At 55.8% G+C, this 18,446-nt stretch carries 21 protein-coding genes; 10 read left to right on the top strand and 11 right to left on the bottom strand.

The genetic code is table 11. The annotated features are described in order from the left end of the window. Nucleotides 1-14 precede the first annotated feature (14 nt). Entirely contained in the window at nucleotides 15-851 is an 837-nt protein-coding gene (gene thiD, locus J2S31_RS07465; RefSeq protein ID WP_237098457.1) for a bifunctional hydroxymethylpyrimidine kinase/phosphomethylpyrimidine kinase, read from the bottom strand. A gap of 246 nt (nucleotides 852-1,097) precedes the next feature. On the opposite strand from thiD, the gene murJ reads away from it, so the two are divergent. Continuing rightward, complete coding sequence (gene murJ / locus J2S31_RS07460) at nucleotides 1,098-2,696, top strand: murein biosynthesis integral membrane protein MurJ (protein WP_237098456.1); 1,599 nt, start codon at nucleotides 1,098-1,100, stop codon at nucleotides 2,694-2,696. 71 nt (nucleotides 2,697-2,767) lie between these two features. Continuing rightward, on the top strand, nucleotides 2,768-3,385 hold the full coding sequence (gene thrH, locus J2S31_RS07455) for a bifunctional phosphoserine phosphatase/homoserine phosphotransferase ThrH (protein WP_237098455.1): 618 nt from the start codon (nucleotides 2,768-2,770) through the stop codon (nucleotides 3,383-3,385). Nucleotides 3,386-3,391: 6 nt separating this feature from the next. On the opposite strand, the gene J2S31_RS07450 is transcribed toward thrH, so the two are convergent. Next, a complete protein-coding gene (locus tag J2S31_RS07450) occupies nucleotides 3,392-3,868 on the bottom strand; it encodes an SH3 domain-containing protein (RefSeq protein WP_237098454.1) in 477 nt (158 codons plus the stop codon). 5 nt (nucleotides 3,869-3,873) lie between these two features. Further along, entirely contained in the window at nucleotides 3,874-5,421 is a 1,548-nt protein-coding gene (locus J2S31_RS07445) for a carboxypeptidase M32 (protein ID WP_237098453.1), read from the bottom strand. Between the two features lie 88 nt (nucleotides 5,422-5,509). Between J2S31_RS07445 and J2S31_RS07440 the strand changes: the two genes are divergently transcribed. The 3 genes from J2S31_RS07440 to J2S31_RS07430 all read left to right on the top strand — a co-directional run bounded on the left by J2S31_RS07440 (nucleotide 5,510) and on the right by J2S31_RS07430 (nucleotide 9,714). Then, on the top strand, nucleotides 5,510-5,761 hold the full coding sequence (locus tag J2S31_RS07440) for a hypothetical protein (protein ID WP_237098452.1): 252 nt from the start codon (nucleotides 5,510-5,512) through the stop codon (nucleotides 5,759-5,761). Nucleotides 5,762-6,043: 282 nt separating this feature from the next. After that, a complete protein-coding gene (locus tag J2S31_RS07435) occupies nucleotides 6,044-8,143 on the top strand; it encodes a cytochrome c/FTR1 family iron permease (RefSeq protein WP_237098451.1) in 2,100 nt (699 codons plus the stop codon). Then, a complete protein-coding gene (locus tag J2S31_RS07430) occupies nucleotides 8,140-9,714 on the top strand; it encodes a PepSY domain-containing protein (protein ID WP_237098450.1) in 1,575 nt (524 codons plus the stop codon). Before J2S31_RS07435 ends, J2S31_RS07430 begins: the two co-directional genes overlap by 4 nt. 31 nt (nucleotides 9,715-9,745) lie before the next feature. Here the strand turns inward: J2S31_RS07430 and J2S31_RS07425 are convergent, their stop codons facing one another. From J2S31_RS07425 to J2S31_RS07415, 3 genes are read right to left on the bottom strand one after another with little or no spacing between them, the layout of a single operon-like run. After that, a complete protein-coding gene (locus tag J2S31_RS07425) occupies nucleotides 9,746-10,012 on the bottom strand; it encodes a hypothetical protein (protein ID WP_237098449.1) in 267 nt (88 codons plus the stop codon). A 25-nt stretch (nucleotides 10,013-10,037) separates the two neighbouring features. Further along, on the bottom strand, nucleotides 10,038-10,691 hold the full coding sequence (locus J2S31_RS07420; protein WP_237098448.1) for a bifunctional 4-hydroxy-2-oxoglutarate aldolase/2-dehydro-3-deoxy-phosphogluconate aldolase: 654 nt from the start codon (nucleotides 10,689-10,691) through the stop codon (nucleotides 10,038-10,040). 15 nt (nucleotides 10,692-10,706) lie between these two features. Further along, nucleotides 10,707-11,657 (bottom strand): aldolase catalytic domain-containing protein, encoded by a 951-nt coding sequence (locus J2S31_RS07415; RefSeq protein WP_237098447.1) that lies wholly within the window; start codon nucleotides 11,655-11,657, stop codon nucleotides 10,707-10,709. Between the two features lie 248 nt (nucleotides 11,658-11,905). On the opposite strand from J2S31_RS07415, the gene J2S31_RS07410 reads away from it, so the two are divergent. From J2S31_RS07410 to J2S31_RS07400, 3 genes are all read left to right on the top strand, one after another. Continuing rightward, complete coding sequence (locus J2S31_RS07410) at nucleotides 11,906-12,328, top strand: EVE domain-containing protein (RefSeq protein WP_237098446.1); 423 nt, start codon at nucleotides 11,906-11,908, stop codon at nucleotides 12,326-12,328. Nucleotides 12,329-12,464: 136 nt separating this feature from the next. Then, nucleotides 12,465-13,139 carry a hypothetical protein gene (locus J2S31_RS07405; protein ID WP_237098445.1) on the top strand — a complete coding sequence of 225 codons (675 nt, stop codon included), beginning with the start codon at nucleotides 12,465-12,467 and terminating at the stop codon, nucleotides 13,137-13,139. Nucleotides 13,140-13,189: 50 nt separating this feature from the next. After that, nucleotides 13,190-13,993: an NAD-dependent epimerase/dehydratase family protein gene (locus tag J2S31_RS07400; protein WP_237098444.1), complete on the top strand. Its 804-nt coding sequence runs from the start codon at nucleotides 13,190-13,192 to the stop codon at nucleotides 13,991-13,993. Nucleotides 13,994-14,087: 94 nt separating this feature from the next. Here J2S31_RS07400 and J2S31_RS07395 read toward each other — a convergent pair whose 3' ends face one another. Further along, on the bottom strand, nucleotides 14,088-14,321 hold the full coding sequence (locus J2S31_RS07395; RefSeq protein WP_237098443.1) for a hypothetical protein: 234 nt from the start codon (nucleotides 14,319-14,321) through the stop codon (nucleotides 14,088-14,090). A gap of 90 nt (nucleotides 14,322-14,411) precedes the next feature. On the opposite strand from J2S31_RS07395, the gene mgtE reads away from it, so the two are divergent. Then, entirely contained in the window at nucleotides 14,412-15,767 is a 1,356-nt protein-coding gene (gene mgtE / locus J2S31_RS07390) for a magnesium transporter (protein ID WP_237098442.1), read from the top strand. Between the two features lie 17 nt (nucleotides 15,768-15,784). Here mgtE and J2S31_RS07385 read toward each other — a convergent pair whose 3' ends face one another. Next, nucleotides 15,785-16,021 carry a biotin/lipoyl-containing protein gene (locus tag J2S31_RS07385; RefSeq protein ID WP_237098441.1) on the bottom strand — a complete coding sequence of 79 codons (237 nt, stop codon included), beginning with the start codon at nucleotides 16,019-16,021 and terminating at the stop codon, nucleotides 15,785-15,787. Between the two features lie 91 nt (nucleotides 16,022-16,112). Here J2S31_RS07385 and J2S31_RS07380 point away from each other — a divergent pair, with 91 nt between their 5' ends. Then, nucleotides 16,113-16,334 carry a hypothetical protein gene (locus tag J2S31_RS07380; protein WP_237098440.1) on the top strand — a complete coding sequence of 74 codons (222 nt, stop codon included), beginning with the start codon at nucleotides 16,113-16,115 and terminating at the stop codon, nucleotides 16,332-16,334. Nucleotides 16,335-16,362: 28 nt separating this feature from the next. Here J2S31_RS07380 and J2S31_RS07375 read toward each other — a convergent pair whose 3' ends face one another. The 3 genes from J2S31_RS07375 to rnc are packed head-to-tail and all read right to left on the bottom strand — an operon-like array spanning nucleotide 16,363 to nucleotide 18,429. Next, a complete protein-coding gene (locus tag J2S31_RS07375) occupies nucleotides 16,363-16,647 on the bottom strand; it encodes an antibiotic biosynthesis monooxygenase family protein (RefSeq protein ID WP_237098439.1) in 285 nt (94 codons plus the stop codon). Between the two features lie 53 nt (nucleotides 16,648-16,700). Continuing rightward, entirely contained in the window at nucleotides 16,701-17,714 is a 1,014-nt protein-coding gene (locus J2S31_RS07370; protein ID WP_237098438.1) for an elongator complex protein 3, read from the bottom strand. 4 nt (nucleotides 17,715-17,718) lie between these two features. Continuing rightward, nucleotides 17,719-18,429: a ribonuclease III gene (rnc, locus tag J2S31_RS07365; RefSeq protein WP_237098435.1), complete on the bottom strand. Its 711-nt coding sequence runs from the start codon at nucleotides 18,427-18,429 to the stop codon at nucleotides 17,719-17,721. Between the last annotated feature and the right edge of the window lie 17 nt (nucleotides 18,430-18,446).

Below are 18,446 nucleotides of genomic sequence, written 5' to 3'. Positions count from 1 at the left end.
GGGTCTCCTTCAAATCAAGGTTGTGATTTCCACAAATGAAAAAAGTGGGCGACCGGCCCCTTGCCGTGACCCAGCCGGTACAGCGCGCCGTTCTCCAACGCGCCGGAGATGTATTCTTTCGCATGGCGCACGGCGTCGTCCAAGGTCTCTCCCCGGGCCAGATACGCCGCAATCGCAGATGAAAATGTGCACCCAGTGCCGTGGACGTTGTGCGTGTCCACATGTGCGTGATTCAGCCACTGAACGGCTCCCTTTGCATCCGCGTTGGAATAAAAACAGTCGTCGCCACCCGTCGTCACCGGAGGTCCCCCCTTCACCACCACCGCTTGCGGACCCATCTTCGCCAGGAGGCGGGCGGCCTGTTCCATGTCGTCATCGGTATCGATTTTGATTTCCAGCAACGCTTCCGCTTCCTTGAGGTTCGGCGTCAACACCGTAGCCAGCGGGAGCAGTTGCGATTTCAACGCCGCGACGGCCTCGTCCTGGATCAAGCGGTCGCCGCTTTTGGCGAACATGACCGGATCAAGCACCACGCGCTGAACATCGAACCGCTTGAGGCCCTGGGCGACCACATGAATGGTCTGCGGATTGTGGAGCATGCCGATCTTCACCGCATCGGCGCCGATGTCGCCCAGCACCGCCTCCAACTGCTGGCGCACGAACCCGGCGGGCACATCGTGAATGCCGGTGACGCCCTGCGTGTTCTGCGCGGTGAGAGCGGTGATAACGGACATGCCGTAACAGCCGAGCGCGGAGAACGTTTTGAGATCGGCCTGGATGCCCGCGCCGCCGCCGCTGTCCGACCCGGCGATGGTGAGCGCGCGCACATAGTTAGAAGAACCCGTATTCATAAGGACAATGAAGTTTCCTTTTTTCTTTTCAGAGGTAAAACGTCCTCCCCTGCGCAAACGCCCGCCCCCGGCCGTTCACGGGGTCCACATTGTCCTCGAAAACGCGTCCCAGCGCAATCCATTTATGACTTGAGTTTGGCCCATAAATATTTGATAATAAAAACCTTAATGGGCATTGAGGAACGTTGGACGCGTCAGCCGAAACGCTTCTCAGGCCTTCCCTCGAGATCTCGAGCCTTCCTGTACATGGATAAAAACGAAAAAATCAGCCGGGCGGCGGGCACGGTGGGCACCATGACCCTGGCTTCCCGGCTGTTCGGGTTTGTGCGCGACGTGGTCATCGGCTGGAGTTTTGGCGCGTCGGCGGCGGCAGATGCGTTCTTCGTTGCCTTTCGCATTCCCAACATCCAGCGCCGCATCCTGGGGGAAGGCGCGGTGAGCGCCGCCATGATTCCGGTTTACGGCGAGTACGTCAACACCCGAAGCAAAGAAGACACTCAGCGTTTCGCCTCCAACCTGTTCAACATCCAGACCGTGGTGTTGGTACTGGTCACGCTGGGCATCGTCGCGCTGGCGCCGTTCGTCATCACCATCTTCGCACCGGGGTTTCTCGACGAGCCCGGCAAGTTCGAACTCACCGTTTCCCTCACCCGCTGGATGGGGCCGTTTCTGATTTTCATCGGGCTCAGCGCGTTCTGCATGGGCCTGCTCAACACGCACGGCAACTTCGCCCTGCCCGCCGCCGCGCCGGTGATCCTCAACATCGGCATGATCGTGGGCGCGCTGTTCATTTCGCCGTACATGGACGAACCGATTCTTGGCCTGGCGCTGGGCGTCCTGCTGGGTGCGTTCATGCAACTGGTGGTGCAGTTGCCGAAAACGTTTCAAAGCGGACTGAAACTGTCGGCCGTCCTCGACTGGAAAGATCCTGGCATCATCAAAGTGGCCAAACTGCTCGGACCCGCCATCGTCGCCTTCGGCGTGTATGAGGTGAGCCTGCTGATCGAAACCCTGCTGGCGTCGCTGTTGCCGGGCGGTTCGATCTCCTACCTCTATTACGCCAACCGGCTGGTGCAGTTGCCGCTGGGCGTGTTCGGCGTGGCGCTGGGCATCGCCATTCTGCCAACGCTCACCGAGCAGGCGTCGAAGCAGGAGTTCATGGAGTTGCGCGGCACGCTGAACTTCGGCATCCGCTGGATCCTGTTCATCACCATCCCCGCGACGGTGGGACTCGCGGTGCTCAGTTTCCCCATCATCCAGACTCTTTGGGAGCGCGGCGAGTTCGTCCGCGCCACCACCGAGGGCACACAGTACGCACTGATCTTCTACGCCGTCGGTCTGTGCGCCTTCTGCGGTATGAAGATTCTGGTCTCCGCCTTCTACTCGTTGCAGGACACCAAAACGCCGATGCGCATCGGCATCTACACCATGATTTTGAACGTGGGGCTGGCGGTGGCGCTGATGGGTCCGTTGAAACACGGCGGGCTGGCCCTGGCAACGTCGCTTTCCTCCATCGCCAACGCGGCGGTGCTGGTGTACCTGCTCAAAAAGCGGCTGGGGCGGCTGGGCGGACGCAAAATCGTCGCGGCCATCCTGCGCTTCTCGTTTGCCTCGGCGCTGATGGGCATTGCGGTGCATTACCTGAATGCCTGGCTGTTTGTGCCTACCGACAGCCTGATCGTGCGGTTGACGGTGCTGGTCGGCGAGGTGTTCTGCGGCGCGGCGCTCTATGCGGGCATCGCCTCGGTGATGAAAATCGAGGAATGGCATTTTCTGGTTAAGCTCATCAAAACCCGCAAAGCCGTCAAAGCCCGGCCGGACACCCTGCCCGAAGAACTTCCCTGACAGCTTGTCCTTGTATTGCCCGATTCTTTCCCTATAATGTGGCCTCCACGAAACCTAGAAAGGAGTTTGCAATGCTGGCCTGCCTGGACCTGGAAGGGGTGCTGATCCCGGAAATCTGGATCGCATTTGCCGAGAAAACCGGTATCGAGAAACTGCGCCTCACCACCCGCGACATCCCCGATTACGATGAGCTGATGCGGGGGCGCCTGAAAATCCTCGATGAGAACAACCTGAAGCTGAACGACATCCAGAGCGTGATCGGCACGCTGACCCCTCTGGACGGAGCGAAAGAATTTCTGGACTGGCTGAAGTCCGAGTTCCAGGTGATCATCCTCTCCGACACCTTTTACCAGTTCGCGGGACCGCTGATGGCCCAACTGGATTACCCGACGCTGTTCTGCAACGAACTGGTGGTGGACGGCGACGGCCGCATTGCCGATTACCGCCTGCGTCAGCCCGACGGCAAGACCAAGGCGGTGGCCGCATTCAAAAGCCTCAATTTCAAGGTCATCGCCTCCGGCGATTCGTACAACGATACCGGGATGCTGAAAGAAGCACACGCTGGAATCTTTTTCAAGCCGCCGGAGAGCATCACCCACGAGTTTCCGCAGTTTCCGGTGACGCGCACCTTTGACGAATTGAAGAACGCGTTCATCGAAACCCGCGCGCGGGTGGCCGCGGGTTGTTGAGAGAGGTCACTCCACGCGGGCGGACAGCAGGCCGGTGGAAATCCACCCCACCCTGCCATTCAAATCCACCTTACTCCAATCATCATTCTTTTCGGTGACGACGATCTTCTCGCCTTTCGTCACCACGGTGATGACCTCGCTCTCGGTATTGGGCTGTTCGCGGACATTGGCGCGGTCCACGCGGACGTAATGGATGATCTTCATATCCGCATCCTGCGGGCGATCTTCCGGCGCGACCGCTTCCTCCCCGCCTTCGGGAATGTCGCTTGTCAACGACACCCCGGCCTTGATGGCGACGATGCCGCCAAACACCAGCAGGATGAGCGCGATCGCAACCACCGCTTTGGACAGGGGCAGACCCCCTTCCGGTATGGCAGGCGGCGGCTGGGGCGGTTGGCAGTTTCGGCAGAAGACCGCATTCGGCGGCAGAGGCTTCTGGCAGACCACACAGTATTCGGTAATGTTCGCCTGATTTTCTTCCATTGCTTTCAGTGGCGGGCCTGGTTGCCTTGCAGCCGGTAAATCGCCGTGTACTTCTCCTGAAGGTAGGTGATGAACGGTTCAGGGTTGAAAGGTTCTCCCGTCACCTGCGTGAGCAGGGTGTCGGTGTCATAGAGCTTGCCCTTGGAATGGATGTTGCGGTTCAGCCAGTCCTTGATGATCTGGAAATTGCCGTTACGCACATGGTCGCGAGTGTCCGGAACCTCGCGTTCCAGTGCCTTGTAAAACTGGCAGGCCATCATCGCGCCCAGCGTGTACGACGGGAAGTAGCCAAACGCGCCGCCGCTCCAGTGCACATCCTGAAGCACGCCTTCACGGTCGGTGGCAGGCCGGATGCCCAGGTACGTTTCCATCTTGTCGTTCCAGATTTGCGGCAGGTCCTTCACCGCCATCGAGCCGTCGAACAGCCCCTTTTCGATTTCGTAACGCAGGATCACATGCAAGGGGTACGTCACCTCGTCCGCCTCGACACGGATGAACGACGGCTGACTGACGTTGATGGCCTCGTACGCCGTGTGTGGATCGATGCCACTGAACGATTGCGGAAACGTCTCCGCCAACAGGCCGCAATAGCGTTCGATGAACGCCTCCTGCTGGGCGATCATGCGCTCCCAGAAAAGCGATTGCGATTCATGCACGCCGGTGGTGAGCGCCTCCGACACCGGCAGGGCCTTGTGGTCCTGCATCCGGCCCTGCTCGTACAGCGCATGGCCGGTTTCGTGGACCGCCGCGTACAGCGATTCGATGAAATTGTCCTCGCGGTAGCGGGTGGTGATGCGCACGTCGGTGCAGTCGCCGCCGCCGCAGAAGGGATGCACCGAGACATCGACGCGGCCATTGTCGAAATTGAATCCCATGTCGCTGATCACCTGCCGGCCGAGCGATTTCTGCTTTTCGACGGGGAACGTGCCCCGTAAAAACGAAGTGTCCGGTTTGTAGTCGCTGTCCTGAATGGCGGCGATGAGCGGCACCAGCTCCCCCTTCAGGCGTTCGAAAATCGGATCGATGCGCTCCATGGTGAAGCCCTGCTCGAAGACGTCGATATTCACGTCGTAAGCCGGACGGCTGGGATCGATATGCCGCGCCCATTCCTTTTTGAGTTCAACCATTTTCTCGAGTAAAGGCGCGAAATCAGCTAATTTATTATTCTCGCGGGCTTTCACCCAGACGTGGTGACCCCGCGACCCCAACTCCGTCAATTCCTGCACCAGTTGACGCGGCACCTTGACTTCGCGGTCGTACTCGCGGCGGGTTTCGCGGATATTGCAGAGCTCGATCTCGTTGAACTCCGATTTCGGCGCGGCCTCCAGTTGTTCCAGCCATTCACCGATTTCAGGGGAGGTGAACTTGTCGTGCGCGAGCCCCGCCAGCGTCGCCAACTGCTGGGCGCGGGAGTCCCCGCCTCCCACAGGCATGATGACTTCCTGATCCCAGTGCAGAATCCCCATCACGCTGTTGAGATGATGGACCTCCTTCAATCGCGCCACCAGGTCGCCATAAACCTGCCGTGCCGTTGCTGTCGTTTTCTGCGTCATAGAGCCAATACCTTAACTCATACAAAATGATTTATAATGAAATTTTGATCTCCGAATTATAACAAGGTCCAGCCTGGGAGGCCGACTTATGAATTCCGGAAACGAAACCGTTCAATCCATCCATGCCCGCCTGAAGATTTTGAAGCAATCGCTGGTCAGCGAAAAGAACTCCGTCCAATACTACCAGACCCTTCTCGATAAAACGCCGGCAGACAGCGAAGAAAGGCTGGGAGAACGCCGCATGTATGAGGATTTGAAACAGGAGGAAACCAAACACGTGCAATGGATACAAGATCAAATCCTCCATTGGGAGCGGCAATTGAAAATGCTGGAACCCTGACATGGAGCCGATTGTTCCCGGGATTCCCAAGACGGTTTCCAGAACGCGCAACAAACCCCGTTAATCCTTGTTAAATCTGGATTTACCGGCTTCTCCTAGCAATTGCCATTTCTGGTTAATTCATTGACAATTCAATAAGTTAATCATAATATTGATAATAATTCTCATTTTAATTTTTTGGATGTACGACACTCCAGAATTGTGCCAGAACCCTCTTTCTTTCCTGATTTGATGACAAAACAAATTTTGCGTCACAAAAAGAATTTTTTCTTCCTTCGTTGGATGCCGTTCGCACTGCTCCTGGCGGCGTTGACATTTCCCCCAATCGTCCAGGCACAAGGCATCGCCGCGGTGCAATCCAAAATCAAAAAAGTCATCATGATGATGAACATCGTGGACAAGGAATACACGGAAGGCATCGCCAACGGGAAGGTGATCAATGCCGCCGAGTATGAAGAGAGTCAGGTGTTTCTGGACCAGGCCTTCGAGCGATTCCAGTCTGTTTCCGGCCAGTCCTCTTCCGCCCAGGGCGCGGAGGAAATCACAAACCAGTACAAACGTCTGAAACAGGAGATACAGGATAAGAAAGATCCGGCTGAGATCAGAACCCAGATTCAGGCCATCAACGCCGGACTGGTGCGCGAGTTTAAAATTGAAATCAGCCAGACGCCTGCCGAGCCGGTCGACCTGGCGCGCGGTCAGGAAATTTACATGAGCAACTGCCGTATCTGTCACGGCGTGTCGGGAAAAGGCGATGGTCCGGTGGCGCATCAACTGGAGCCCAAACCCGCCGTGCTGGCGAACCCGGCCATCACCGGCGACAAGGAAACCGTAGCTTTTGACAATTTCCAGATCATCAACGTCGGCATCGCCAACACCGCCATGGTGGGCTGGGCGGATCAGTTTTCCGAGCAAGACATCTGGAACGTGACGTATTTCATCCGCACCTTTTCCAACGACAACGTCGCCCTGCCACTGGTGGCCGCGGGTACCGGAGCCGCCGCCGGTGGGGGTTCCGACCAGTACCTGAAGACGTTCGAATCGGTGGAGAGGATGGTCGATTCCAGTTGGAACACGTTCAAGGAAGGCGATGTCAAGTCTGCTTCCGAACAGGCATTCGACGCCTACATGACTTATGAGAAGGTCGAAGGCGCGCTGATCACCAAGGACAAGGAACTGGGCCTGCGGCTGGAATCGGCGTTCGGCCGCCTGCAGGCGGAAATGAAACGAAATGCTCCGCGCGACCTGGTTGAAAACCTGGTGAAGGATATCAAGGCCGGCCTTGCGGAAGGCAAGGCAGAGATGACGCAGGACATCGGTTTCACCGGCCTGTTCATCCAGTCCTTTTCCATCATCGTGCGGGAAGGCTTCGAGGCCATCCTCATCATTGCCGCGCTCATCACCTTCCTCGTGCGCTCGCGCAATCAGGAAAAAGTGAAAACCATTTACGTTGGGGTGATCATCGGCGTCATCGGCAGTTTTATCACCTACTACGTCTTGCACGAAATCTTGAAAATTAGCATGTCCAACCAGGAGTTGATGGAAGGCTGGATCATGCTCATTGCCGTGGTGGTGCTGTTTTACGTCAGCTACTGGCTGATCTCCAAGATCGAGGCCGCCAAGTGGCAGAAGTACATCACGCACAAAATGCAGGATGCAATGACCACGGGCAGTACGTGGACGCTGGGCGTGGTGGCGTTCCTCTCCGTGTACCGCGAAGGATTCGAGACCGTGCTTTTCTACAAAGCGCTGTACCTTTATGCCGGAGAAACCACCGGCGGCATCGTTCCGGGTTTTCTTGCCGGATGCGCGGTGCTGGCCGTGGTGTTTTTTCTGATCAACAAACTGGGCGTGCGCGTGCCGATCAAATGGTTCTTCGGCGTGACCAGCGTGTTTCTGTATTTCATGGCCTTTGTGTTCATGGGCAAGGGCCTGCACGAGTTGCAGATGGGCGGACAGCTTTCGGCCACCCCGGCAGAGTTCGCACCGGAAATTTCCACGCTTGGCATGTACCCCACCTGGGAGACGTTCATCGGCCAGATGATCCTGCTCCTCGCTTTCGCCGGGGCCATCGTGTACACCTTCATCATCAAGCAGGAGAAGGCGGCGCGCGAACTGAAGACCAGCACCAATCAACTGCAGAAAAACATCACCAGCGTGCACGACCTGGTAGAGCACATCTCACACCACGCCAAGCGGTGCGAAATTTTCCTGAAAGACACGCGCGATCAGGATTTGAAAGAGCTGTCCCAGCACCTCAAGGAAATCGATGAAAAGGTGCACGAATTGTTCGACCAGGTAAAATATTTTGAAAATCAGTTGCAGGACGAATACGACCGGATTTCCCAACCCATCGGCGCCAAGGAAAAGGGACTGCATTGAGATTCCAGTCTTTTAAAACCTCCCGCAATTTTCACAAATGGACGGGATTCGTCTGCGCCATTTTTTTCCTGATGCTGGCGGTCAGCGGCATCCTCCTCATGCACCGCGACAGCCTGGAACTCGACAAGATCGAGGTCGAAGCCAAGTACCTGCCCGACAAGTATTTCAAAATGATCGGCGAAGGCTTCGCCTTACAGGCGCTGACCCTGAATCCGAAAAATCCTTCCATCATGTTTGTCGGCACGCAGAACGGCCTGTTCCGTTCCAAGGACCGCGGAAGCACGTGGACGCAACTGCACGAAGGCATGCGCAATGAAAACGTGCGCGCCGTCGCCATCCATCCCATCATGCCGCAACTGGTTTTTGCCGCGACGGAGCGGGGGATTTACGTATCTGAGACCGGCGGCGATTTCTGGAGCGGGTGGATTGAAGAGTCGTCGGGACTGCGCAACATCGACGTGCGCGACCTGAAATTCGACCCGAACAATCCCGAAGTGCTGTACGCCGCCACCGCCGACGGCGTTTACAAATCCGACGACGAAGGCGACATCTGGCAGGCGTCGTTCAAACCGGAAAAGAAGGACGGCAGGGAAAGCGTGCGGTTCATCCGCTTCTCATCGAAAGGCAAAACCATTTACATCGCCACCGACTCCGGCATCTTCCGCAGTCAGGACGAAGGCGAGACATGGACGCGGCAATGGGATACCGCCCTGCCCTCACGCTTGAAATCGCTGGTGTCGCTGGACACGGAGCCGGAGTTTCTCTACGCCGGATTTGAAACCGGATTGTACAAATCATTCAATCACGGCATCCTCTGGGTTCCTGATGAGGAACTGAACACCGATTTCGTGCACGGGTTGTTTGTGAACCCGAAACAGACCACGGAATTGTTCGCCGCCACGAGCGAAAGCCTGTATCACTCCGCCGACGGCGGCGACCACTGGCAGGTGCAAGCCATCGGCGGTGATAATGAGATCGGACTCGATTTCATCAGCATTCAGTTCCCTGCGGACATGAAGGCGCCGATGATGCTGGCGGCAAGCCGCACGCAGGTGCTGTTGTCACTGGACGGAGGCGAGAACTGGAAGAGCACCGGCCTTGCGGAAATCCTGAGTGAGAAAACGGGAACGCACCTCACTATGGACCTGGTGAAACTGCTCACTGAAATCCATACCGGGCGCTTCTTCGGTGATCTTGTGTTCGTGCTGGTGGACGTGTCCACGGTGGGGTTGATCCTTCTCATCTTCTCCGGCATTTCGCTTACCCTGTACCGCCGCAACGTGACCAAATCGAAAAAGCTGAAGGAACGGTTGAAGGAAGAATCGCAGGAAGTGCCGGTGGACGCCATCCTCGATATTCAGGAGACGGCAGACGACCTGTCGCAGGAAAGCCACCAGATCCACGACATGATCGAGCACATCAACTCCCATCTCGCCAAGTGCCGGACCATCTACATGACGCGGGAAAAGAAAGAAATCGAGAAGATCGGCGAGCACATCGTAGCCATCGACAAGAAGATGCACCACCTCATGGAGCGCATTGAGGAGTTCGACAAGCTGTCACAGAATTGAATCCGCGCACGGGTGAATCCGAGCGGCTTCTTCAGTGGATGTAGTTCTTGTCGCGGTTGGGATCGCTCAGGTAGCTCAGGTCGCGGTGCAGGTCCATTTTCTTGAACTCGTCCCAGTTGTCCCGGAACAGATTGAACCCGACGAAGTCCAGCGCCTGCATGAGTTCGAGGTCGTGGATCTTGCGTTCACCCGCTTCGGCCTGTGCCTCCCGGATCACCTCTTCCAAGCCTTCGCAGATTTTTGCAAACAGCTCTTCGTCTTCCCAGTTCGAAGCATGTTTTAAAAAATCAAAGCTCATTGATGGCCTCCAGATACGGGTGAAATCAGTTACCTGAATTAATTTTATTCAAAAAACCAGTCACTTCAAACAAAATTTCTTTCAAATCCTTCTCGATCGCCGCGTGGTTTCCGGACTCCATTCTAGGAACCGAAAATACAGAAGCTCCCACCGCCACGGCGGACGCCCCTTTTTCTAAAAATTCGCAGGCATTGGAAGCACGGACCCCACCCACGGCCATCAGCCGGATGCCATCGAACGGACCCTTGATTTCGCGGAAATATCCCGGTCCCACGACGGAAGAGGGAAACACCTTGACCATGAAGGCACCACCTTCCCAGGCGGCTTGAATTTCCGTAGGGGTGAAGGCGCCGGGAAAATGCGGGATTCCCTGTTCCCGGCAAAAGCGGGCCACTTCCGGAGAAGCGGTGGGACTGACCAGAAACCGGGCCCCGGCGGCGGCGGCGTTTTCGGCCTCGCGCCGGGTCAATACCGTGCCCGCCCCCAGGCACAAGCGGTCCGAAAACTCCCGGTCAGCAAGTTGGAGAAGCGGTATGGCACCCGGGGTATTCAGAGTGATTTCTATAAATTCCACCCCGGAGCGCACCACCGCTTCCAACACGCCCGAAAGCTGGCTCTCCGCCATTCCCCGAATGATGCCCAACACCGGTTTTTGGGCAAACCGGTCCGCGTCAAACATCGTCCCGGGCATGGCTCACACGTTGGATTCGTTGATCAGCTTTTCGTAGAACTCAAGGAAATCATCCCGCTTTTCGGAGTTCAGCAACGCCATGGCAAAGCGCGGGTGCACATCCAGCACGCCGGTGATCATGTAAGGGATGTAGTAGCCCCACTCGATCTGCTGCCTGATCTTGATGAAGTCCGACCCGATGACGTCCAGAATGGGCCTGAGGTCGAACTTCGGGTTTTTGAGGAAACCCAGCAGCAATTCCAGCGGACAGTTGCCAGCGGCCCGGCCGATGCCGTAAATCGTCCCGTCGAGATAATTGACATTATTGATAATGGCCTCGATGGTGTTGGCGAAAGCCAATTGCTGGTTGTTGTGCGCGTGGATACCGATTTCCTTGGTCGGACACAGGCTTTTATATTTTTTGGCGAGGTACGCGATCTGCTCCGAGTACAGAGCGCCAAAGCTGTCCACCAGGTACACCACCCGTGTTGCGCATTCTTTTTCCAACTGCTCCAGGGCTTCATCCAGCTCGCGTTCGCGGGCGTGGGACACGGCCATGATGTTCACCGTAGTCTCATAGCCTTTGCCCTCAAGGTGGTTGACCAGATCGATGGCTTTGTCGATGTCCTTGACATAGCTGGCCACCCGCATCATGTCAATGTAGCTTTCTCCCTTCGACACAATGGTTTCGGGGTCCACACGGCCGATATCCACCATCACGGAAAGTTTGGCCTTTTTTTCAATGCCATCCACGACGGCCTCCAGGTCCTTTTCCGTGCAGAATTTCATGGGACCGAATTCACTGCGGTTGAACTGGTTTTCATCTGCCTTGTACCCCAGTTCGATATAATCCACCCCTGCTTCGTTGGCCGCCTGGTACACCCTGCGAACCAATTCGTTGCTGAACTGATGATTGTTCATCAGTCCGCCGTCACGAATGGTGCAGTCGAGAACTTTAATTTCAGGACGATACATGCCAGACTCACTCCAGTAACAAAATCGGACCCATTGGTCCGATGAATTGATGGTCGGTTTAAAACTATTTGAATTTGCTGATTATATTTTTCTACCTCGTTGCAGTCAATCAGTTTATCCAAAAAGTTCGAGGCAATCCGGAATTTTCGATTTTTCTTGAACTGGCAGACTAAATGACTGTTTAATAAAGGGCCTCGGACCAAGGGGCGGTCCGGACAGAATAACTTGTTAAAAATCAGGGGGATGTTATGAATTACTGGCTGGTCAAGCAGGAGCCTTCCGCCTACAGTTGGCAGCAGTTCGTCCAGGACGGCGGAACCTTCTGGAACGGGGTGCGTAATTACCAGGCCCGCAACAATCTGCAGGCCATGAAAAAAGGCGATCTCGTTCTCTTCTACCACAGCGTCGTTGGGAAAGAGATCATGGGTATCGCGAAGGTCGCCAAAGAAGCCTACCCGGACCCGACCTCCGACGACCCCAACTGGGTGGTGGTGGACCTCAAACCGGTCAAGGCCTTCAACAAAACTGTCACCCTGGACGAAATCAAAAATAATGCGAAGCTGAAAGACATTGCCCTCATCAAGCAGTCGCGGCTGTCGGTCATGCCGCTCAAGGCGGGGGAGTTCAAAACCCTGATTAAAATGGGAGACACCAGTCACCCCGAAGCCTGACCTCGCCCTCTTTTCCATGCGGCAAAAAGGACATTGACTTGCGCGGTCCGGTGGGATTTAATTATCTGCATTTTGGAGCTTTGTCCACCGCAGTCCGGGCAAGGTGAAGCCGCCTGCCACCATCAGGGTCACAAGCATGCTCCATTTCATTTCCAAACCCGCCATCCTGGCGGTTTGCCTGGCAATGTTCCTTCCGGGTTGGGGCCACGCTGCGGAAGACAAGGTCGCCGCCTGTCTCTCCCACGTCACCCCCCTGCAGAAGAAAAAGGAGTTTGTCATCGATCTCGGCGGCATGTGGTCCCTGTTCGAGCGGTCCCCCGCACTGAGAAAAAGCTCGAGCCAGGCGGTGCAGTTGGAATCCAAGGTCAACGAACTGATCTTTGTCAGCAATTATCTCTGCCAGACGTTGGATGGAGTGCCCCCCAACGACCTGGCGATATACGTCACAAAGAACATTGAGCAAAAAGGAAAAAAGGAATTCAGGAAAGAACTCCGGGTCTTGGGTATCAGCCACGAGGAGATTGACAAATGGTTTGAATTTGCAGATTTCTCCCTGGAGCATCTGGACCGGAAGCTCAAAGAGAAATCGGTGGAAACCTCCATTCACCGGGCTGAGGGATGCCTGCTTCGCTACAAGGAGCTTGCCATCGAGATCGAGCAGGCTCCGCGGGAAGATCACTTGAAACAGGCCGCCGAATTGAAAAAAGACATCGACAAGCTGGAAGCCGACGACGCCAACCTCTCTCTCGGATTGTGGGAGATCCATCAGGTGCCGCATTGGGATTATTATGGCAGTGTCGGCGGCTCCTGATTCTTGCAGACATAAACCAAAACCAGTTCCAATCAAAATAAAGGAGAACCATGGGAAACTATCTCGTAGTCGGGGGAACCGGCGTCATGGGGCAGGCCGCCATCGAAGCGGTGCGCGAAACGCAGGGCCAGAACGCTCGTATCATCGCCAACTGGTACGGCAAGGAGGACACGGGCATTCAGATTGAGGGTGCCGATGAAACCGTATTCGGCGACATCACCGATCCGCAGTGCCGCCAGCGCCTGAAAGAGATGGGTGACGGAAAATACGAATACCTGTTTTATGCCACCGCGCTGGGGGCCGTCGGCTTCGCCATCCGCGAAACCACGCCGGAACAGATCCAGGAATCCAACCGCGTGTCGTTCGATCCCATGGTCGCGCTGGAGCAGGAAATGGACATCGGCACGGTGGTGAGTTACTCCACCTTTTACACCACCCGGCACCAGCTTGGCAGTTACGGGGCCATGGGCTATTCCAAAGAAGCATTGGAGAAGTGGACGTTCGAACCCGGCAAATCCAAACGCGCCTGCATCCGCGCCGGGCTGTTCGAGTCGTCTTCGTCCCGCGGCATCAAACTGCTGTTGCGCAAAACGGCGAAGGACCTGAGCAAGTTGAAAGATCCGCTGATCCGTGGGTACTTTGAAGGAGTGAGCACCAAAGATGGCGTGGACAATTACCTGAACGGGATCATGCAGGAGGAGAAGGAACTGTTCGGCGACAGCCCCACCCGGCCGGAGAACCTGAAGCAGGCCCACCTGGAATTGTTCAAAGCCTCACCGCCGGTATTCGTGAATGTGTGCGGAGCCAGGGTCTGGCTCACTCACGAACCTTTGCTTTTGCAGAAATACCTGTAAACAGAAAAACCCGCGCCGTGGGCGCGGGCCTTTCCTTTCATTTCCATCGTGCCGGGAGAGCCGGCCTCATGGAGTCCAATCCGGGGTCGGTCCCCTATTTCTTTTTCGGCACGTACCACCCGGTGCGCATGTAGGAATCATTCATCTTGACGTGTTCGTCAAGGCTGTCCACTTCCTTGGACCGGGCTTCGGGGTCGTGCTCCTTGTCGAATTTTTTCAGGACGCTGTCCCGGGTTTTGTCAGACAAAAGCGTAGCCCGCTTGGTCCGCACGCGGCCGGTTTTGCGTTTGCGGATTTCTTTCAGTCTTTTTGCCTCGTCAGACGACATTCCGCCTATAACCATTTATCTTCAAAGCCTCTATGTGATTAAAGAGTGTGTTACACTGCACCTTCATGCTCAATATATTACCAAAATCCCATGCCCGTAGATAACTTAAAAGAACTTCTGCAAAATCCGGAAACCACACCGGAACAACTGCTCGAAGCGGTCAACGAAATCGACCACTTTGAAATTGCGCGGTTGTTGCATCAATTGACGGATGAAGAAAAAGTTCAAATTTTTCAGTTACTTAAAGATGATATCAAAAAGCAGGAGGTGCTCTACGAAACGGATACGGAAAGCCGCAGCGCGCTGATTGCGGAATTGGGCCATGAAAACATGGCGCAGTTTCTGGAGGCCATGCCGAAAGACGAGGCGGTGGATATCCTGCAGGAAGCGGGACTGGAGGTGCAGGAGAAAATCCTGGAACAGATGGTTCCGGATGAAGCACAAACACTCAAAAACCTGCTCAGTTACAAAGAAGAAACCGCCGGCGGCCTCATGAGCCCGCACTTCAACCAGGTGCAACCGCACGAACTGGCGGGCGACATTCTGATGAATTTTTTAAGGCACAACAAGCAGGAGTACGGCACCAACTTCTATGTGGTCAACGGCTTCCGCGAACTTGTGGGGACCTTCACACTGCGTGACCTGTTGAATGCGCCGCCCAAAGCGCTGGCCACCGATATCGTGTGGGAGCACACGCCGCACGTGCACCTGGATGATTCCTGCGAGTTGGTTGCCAATGAGATGGATCACGAACACATCAGCACCATCCCGGTGGTGGACGATCAAAACGTTCTGCACGGCATCATCAGCTTCGATGACGTTCTGCGCGGGCTGAAAAACATGGCGAGCGAAGACATCTACACCATGGTCGGCGCTTCGACCAAGATCGACGCCTTCGCCCAGACCACGCGCTCCAAACTCGCGGCGCGTGCGCCCTGGCTTCTCACCACCTTCGTCGGCGGTATGGTGAGCGCTTACATCCTGAAGCTATTCGAATTCACGCTGAGCGAATTTTCGATGGTGCTCTTCTTCATTCCCTTTGTGCTGGGACTGGCGGGGAATGTCGGTCTGCAGGGAGCGACGGTGATCGTGCGCGGCCTGGCGACGGGCGACATCCAGGATGACAACCTGAAAAGCGTCATCCGTAGCGAGGTGAAGGTGGGTGTGTGCCACGGCCTGATTTTCGGCATGGTCTGCGGATTCATCATCATGACCATTGCCAAAACGATTCTGGCATCGAACCCCATGCTGGGGCTGGCTGTGGGACTGGGCATCGTGCTGGCAGTGTCCATGGCCGCATTCATCGGTTCGCTCACGCCGTGGATGTTCAAGAAGCTCGATATCGACCCCGCCATCAGCACCGGTCCCGTGGTGACCACGGTGAACGACATCGCCGGGCTGTTCATCTACCTCATGACCACCACCCTGCTCTTCACCCTTCTGTAGCCGCGTCCGGTACGCCCCTACTCTTCTTCCTCGATTTCGATGATCGGTGTGTCCACCTCCACATATTCACCTTCACCAACGTAAATTTCCTTTATGGTTCCCGTGTACTCGGAGATGAGTGTGAAGTACCCTTCAGCGACGATTTCTGCCACGGGCATCCCTTTCTTGATCGTGTCGCCGATTTCCACCAGGAACTCATCGACCTTGCCGGAAGTCATGGTCGGGTACATCGCGGCCATGGTGATGTATGCCATTGTTCAATCCTCCTGTTTCAAGCACGCATCGATTTATTAATGCGACCGATGCGGGTATAATGAACCCGAATTCAATTCAAGCATACGGGATATGGATAAAATCAAACTGAAAGTGGGAGATCATCTGTACGAGCCGCTGTCGCGCAACAACGGCGAGATCCGGGAAATCATCAGTCACCCGGACGGCAAGCTGGTGCGCGTGCGCTGGCGGGTGGACGATTTTCCCCCGCACGATACGGAACATTTCCACAAAAAACTGCTGAAAAGCATCCGCAACGGAGAAATCCAGTACCGCTCGGTGGAAAACCCCTGATCCACTCGCCCTCTTCTTTGCGCCCCTCTTACTGCCGGTAAACGTTATGCGACGGGCGGCCGGCCAAAATGTTTTCCTTGCCCCAGTTCACCACACCGGCAAACTTGTCGCTGTTCAAAAACGCATTGTAGGCTTCCTCGGAATTCCATTCGGAAACGATGAGGTACTGCTGGGGATCGTTGACGTCCTTGTACAATCCGGTCTTGGTGTGGCCCTCCATTTCGGCCATCACCTTGAGCACGTTGTTGAACGCATTTTCGAATACTTCTTCCTTGCCGCTGATGACTTTGTAATTCATACCGACCGTTACCATGTCTTCCCCCCAAAAATTATAAGGTAATTTAAAATTAAAAAAATAACAGGATATCAGGTGGCGAGCACAATGCCCGTCAACCCGTTTTGTCCTCTTAAAACAAGATCCCGCAGGTGATAGCGGGATTTGAGATACGAAAGGTTGAATTTGCGGTGCCCAGTATAATGGGAAATCCGGTTTGGCGGAACCCGGACCGTCACCCTTTCAGGAAGCGAGGGCGCCTCGTCGAACAACGCCGTCAGTTCATCAAGGGCGATGCGGGAATCCACCAGCGATCGGAGCGCCGGGTGATGCGGACCCGCCACCAGGCCTTCCAGCAGGGACGGTTCCGGATGCAGTCCGATGCGGATCACCGGAATGTCCGCCTGCCGGAACCGCCGTACCCCCTCCGCCAGAACATCTACAGTGCGTTCCAACGTCCAAGGCACATAATCGCCTTGCTCATAGAGATCGTAAAGCCTCGTCCCGCGTAAAACCAGCGTCGGGTAAATGCGTACGAAATCCGGTTGCAGAGCGATGGTGTCATCCACCGTTTTCAGGAAAAGGGCTTCGTCGTCGCCGGGCAACCCGAGCATCAACTGAATGCCCAGTGAAAATCCCGCCTGTCTTATGCGTTTCGCCGCGCGGGGCACGCTGTCGTATGCGTTCACCCGCCCGGAACGGTTCAACACATCGGTGTCGGTGGACTGCACGCCCAATTCCACCGTCTTCACGGAATACCGGCGGAGGCGCGAGAGCTTTTCGTCGTCGATGAAATCCGCGTGCGTGGACAGGCGAATGGCCTGCACACGACCCGCATTCACTTTTTCCTGAACGCGACTCAACAACCATTCCTGCCGCACGGCGGGAAGCCCCGTGAACGTGCCGCCATAAAACGCCGCTTCGCGGTGCGGCGGCAGACAGTCGTTGGGTGCGGACAAGTACGTTGCAAACGCTTTTTCGATACGCTCCGCATCATCGCTTCGTTCCGCCCCGGAAATTTCATCCTGATTGCAGAACACACACCGGTACGGGCACCCCTGGTGCGGGATGAAGATCGGAACGATCATGCGTTGCTTACGTGCCATTGTTTTAAAAATCCGAATTGAGGCGTTCTAATGCGTTGCGGGCGGCGGCCTGTTCCGCCTCCTTTTTACTGCGCCCGGTTCCCCGGCCCTGTTCCTCGCCGTTGGTGCGCACCGCCACCTCGAACTGCTTTTCGTGGTCGGGTCCGCTTTCCTTGACCACTTTGTAAAACGGGATGCAGTTGAGCGTGTTCTGCGAAAAGTGCTGAAGCTCGCTTTTGAAGTCGCGGAACCGGCTGGTCTTCGCATATTGAGCGATTTCTTTTTTTAACTTGGGCAGGAGGATACCATAGGCGGTTTCCAGATTGCTGTCGAAGTAGATGGCTCCGGCTACGGCTTCGAAGGCGTTGGCGAGGATGGAATTCTTGTCACGGCCGCCGGTGAGGTCTTCCCCCCGTCCGAGCAAAAGGTAATCGCCCAGGTGGACTTCCCGCGCGAGTCCCGCGAGGCACGCTTCATTGACCACCGCCGCGCGGATTTTGGAGAGCAGGCCTTCCGAGAAATCCTGGAAGGTCTTCACCATGTAATGGCTGACGATCATGTCGAGCACGGAGTCGCCTAAAAACTCAAACCGCTCGTTGTTCTTGATCGCTTCTGATTTTTCGTTGACGTAGGATTTGTGGGTGAGGGCTTTGTTCAGGAGCAGGATGTCTTCAAAGGTGTACCCCAGGTTTTTCTGGAGTTGTGCCAGCTCATCGATACGTTCCTTCGACAGCATGGGAATTACCGTATTTC

Origin of the sequence: Nitrospina gracilis Nb-211 (assembly GCF_021845525.1) — a bacterium.
GTDB lineage: Bacteria > Nitrospinota > Nitrospinia > Nitrospinales > Nitrospinaceae > Nitrospina > Nitrospina gracilis_A.
This window is presented reverse-complemented; position numbering and strand designations above follow the sequence as displayed.

What these genes read in the sequence shown, in the direction of transcription:
- rnc (WP_237098435.1), bottom strand. Translation starts at nt 18,429, where the DNA reads ATGCTGTCGAAGGAACGTATCGATGAGCTGGCACAACTCCAGAAAAAC.
- J2S31_RS07375 (WP_237098439.1), bottom strand. Translation starts at nt 16,647, where the DNA reads ATGGTAACGGTCGGTATGAATTACAAAGTCATCAGCGGCAAGGAAGAA.
- J2S31_RS07370 (WP_237098438.1), bottom strand. Translation starts at nt 17,714, where the DNA reads ATGGCACGTAAGCAACGCATGATCGTTCCGATCTTCATCCCGCACCAG.
- mgtE (WP_237098442.1), top strand. Translation starts at nt 14,412, where the DNA reads ATGCCCGTAGATAACTTAAAAGAACTTCTGCAAAATCCGGAAACCACA.
- J2S31_RS07385 (WP_237098441.1), bottom strand. Translation starts at nt 16,021, where the DNA reads ATGGCATACATCACCATGGCCGCGATGTACCCGACCATGACTTCCGGC.
- murJ (WP_237098456.1), top strand. Translation starts at nt 1,098, where the DNA reads ATGGATAAAAACGAAAAAATCAGCCGGGCGGCGGGCACGGTGGGCACC.
- J2S31_RS07440 (WP_237098452.1), top strand. Translation starts at nt 5,510, where the DNA reads ATGAATTCCGGAAACGAAACCGTTCAATCCATCCATGCCCGCCTGAAG.
- J2S31_RS07400 (WP_237098444.1), top strand. Translation starts at nt 13,190, where the DNA reads ATGGGAAACTATCTCGTAGTCGGGGGAACCGGCGTCATGGGGCAGGCC.
- J2S31_RS07415 (WP_237098447.1), bottom strand. Translation starts at nt 11,657, where the DNA reads ATGTATCGTCCTGAAATTAAAGTTCTCGACTGCACCATTCGTGACGGC.
- J2S31_RS07450 (WP_237098454.1), bottom strand. Translation starts at nt 3,868, where the DNA reads ATGGAAGAAAATCAGGCGAACATTACCGAATACTGTGTGGTCTGCCAG.
- J2S31_RS07425 (WP_237098449.1), bottom strand. Translation starts at nt 10,012, where the DNA reads ATGAGCTTTGATTTTTTAAAACATGCTTCGAACTGGGAAGACGAAGAG.
- thrH (WP_237098455.1), top strand. Translation starts at nt 2,768, where the DNA reads ATGCTGGCCTGCCTGGACCTGGAAGGGGTGCTGATCCCGGAAATCTGG.
- thiD (WP_237098457.1), bottom strand. Translation starts at nt 851, where the DNA reads ATGAATACGGGTTCTTCTAACTATGTGCGCGCGCTCACCATCGCCGGG.
- J2S31_RS07420 (WP_237098448.1), bottom strand. Translation starts at nt 10,691, where the DNA reads ATGTTTGACGCGGACCGGTTTGCCCAAAAACCGGTGTTGGGCATCATT.
- J2S31_RS07445 (WP_237098453.1), bottom strand. Translation starts at nt 5,421, where the DNA reads ATGACGCAGAAAACGACAGCAACGGCACGGCAGGTTTATGGCGACCTG.
- J2S31_RS07405 (WP_237098445.1), top strand. Translation starts at nt 12,465, where the DNA reads ATGCTCCATTTCATTTCCAAACCCGCCATCCTGGCGGTTTGCCTGGCA.
- J2S31_RS07380 (WP_237098440.1), top strand. Translation starts at nt 16,113, where the DNA reads ATGGATAAAATCAAACTGAAAGTGGGAGATCATCTGTACGAGCCGCTG.
- J2S31_RS07410 (WP_237098446.1), top strand. Translation starts at nt 11,906, where the DNA reads ATGAATTACTGGCTGGTCAAGCAGGAGCCTTCCGCCTACAGTTGGCAG.
- J2S31_RS07395 (WP_237098443.1), bottom strand. Translation starts at nt 14,321, where the DNA reads ATGTCGTCTGACGAGGCAAAAAGACTGAAAGAAATCCGCAAACGCAAA.
- J2S31_RS07435 (WP_237098451.1), top strand. Translation starts at nt 6,044, where the DNA reads ATGCCGTTCGCACTGCTCCTGGCGGCGTTGACATTTCCCCCAATCGTC.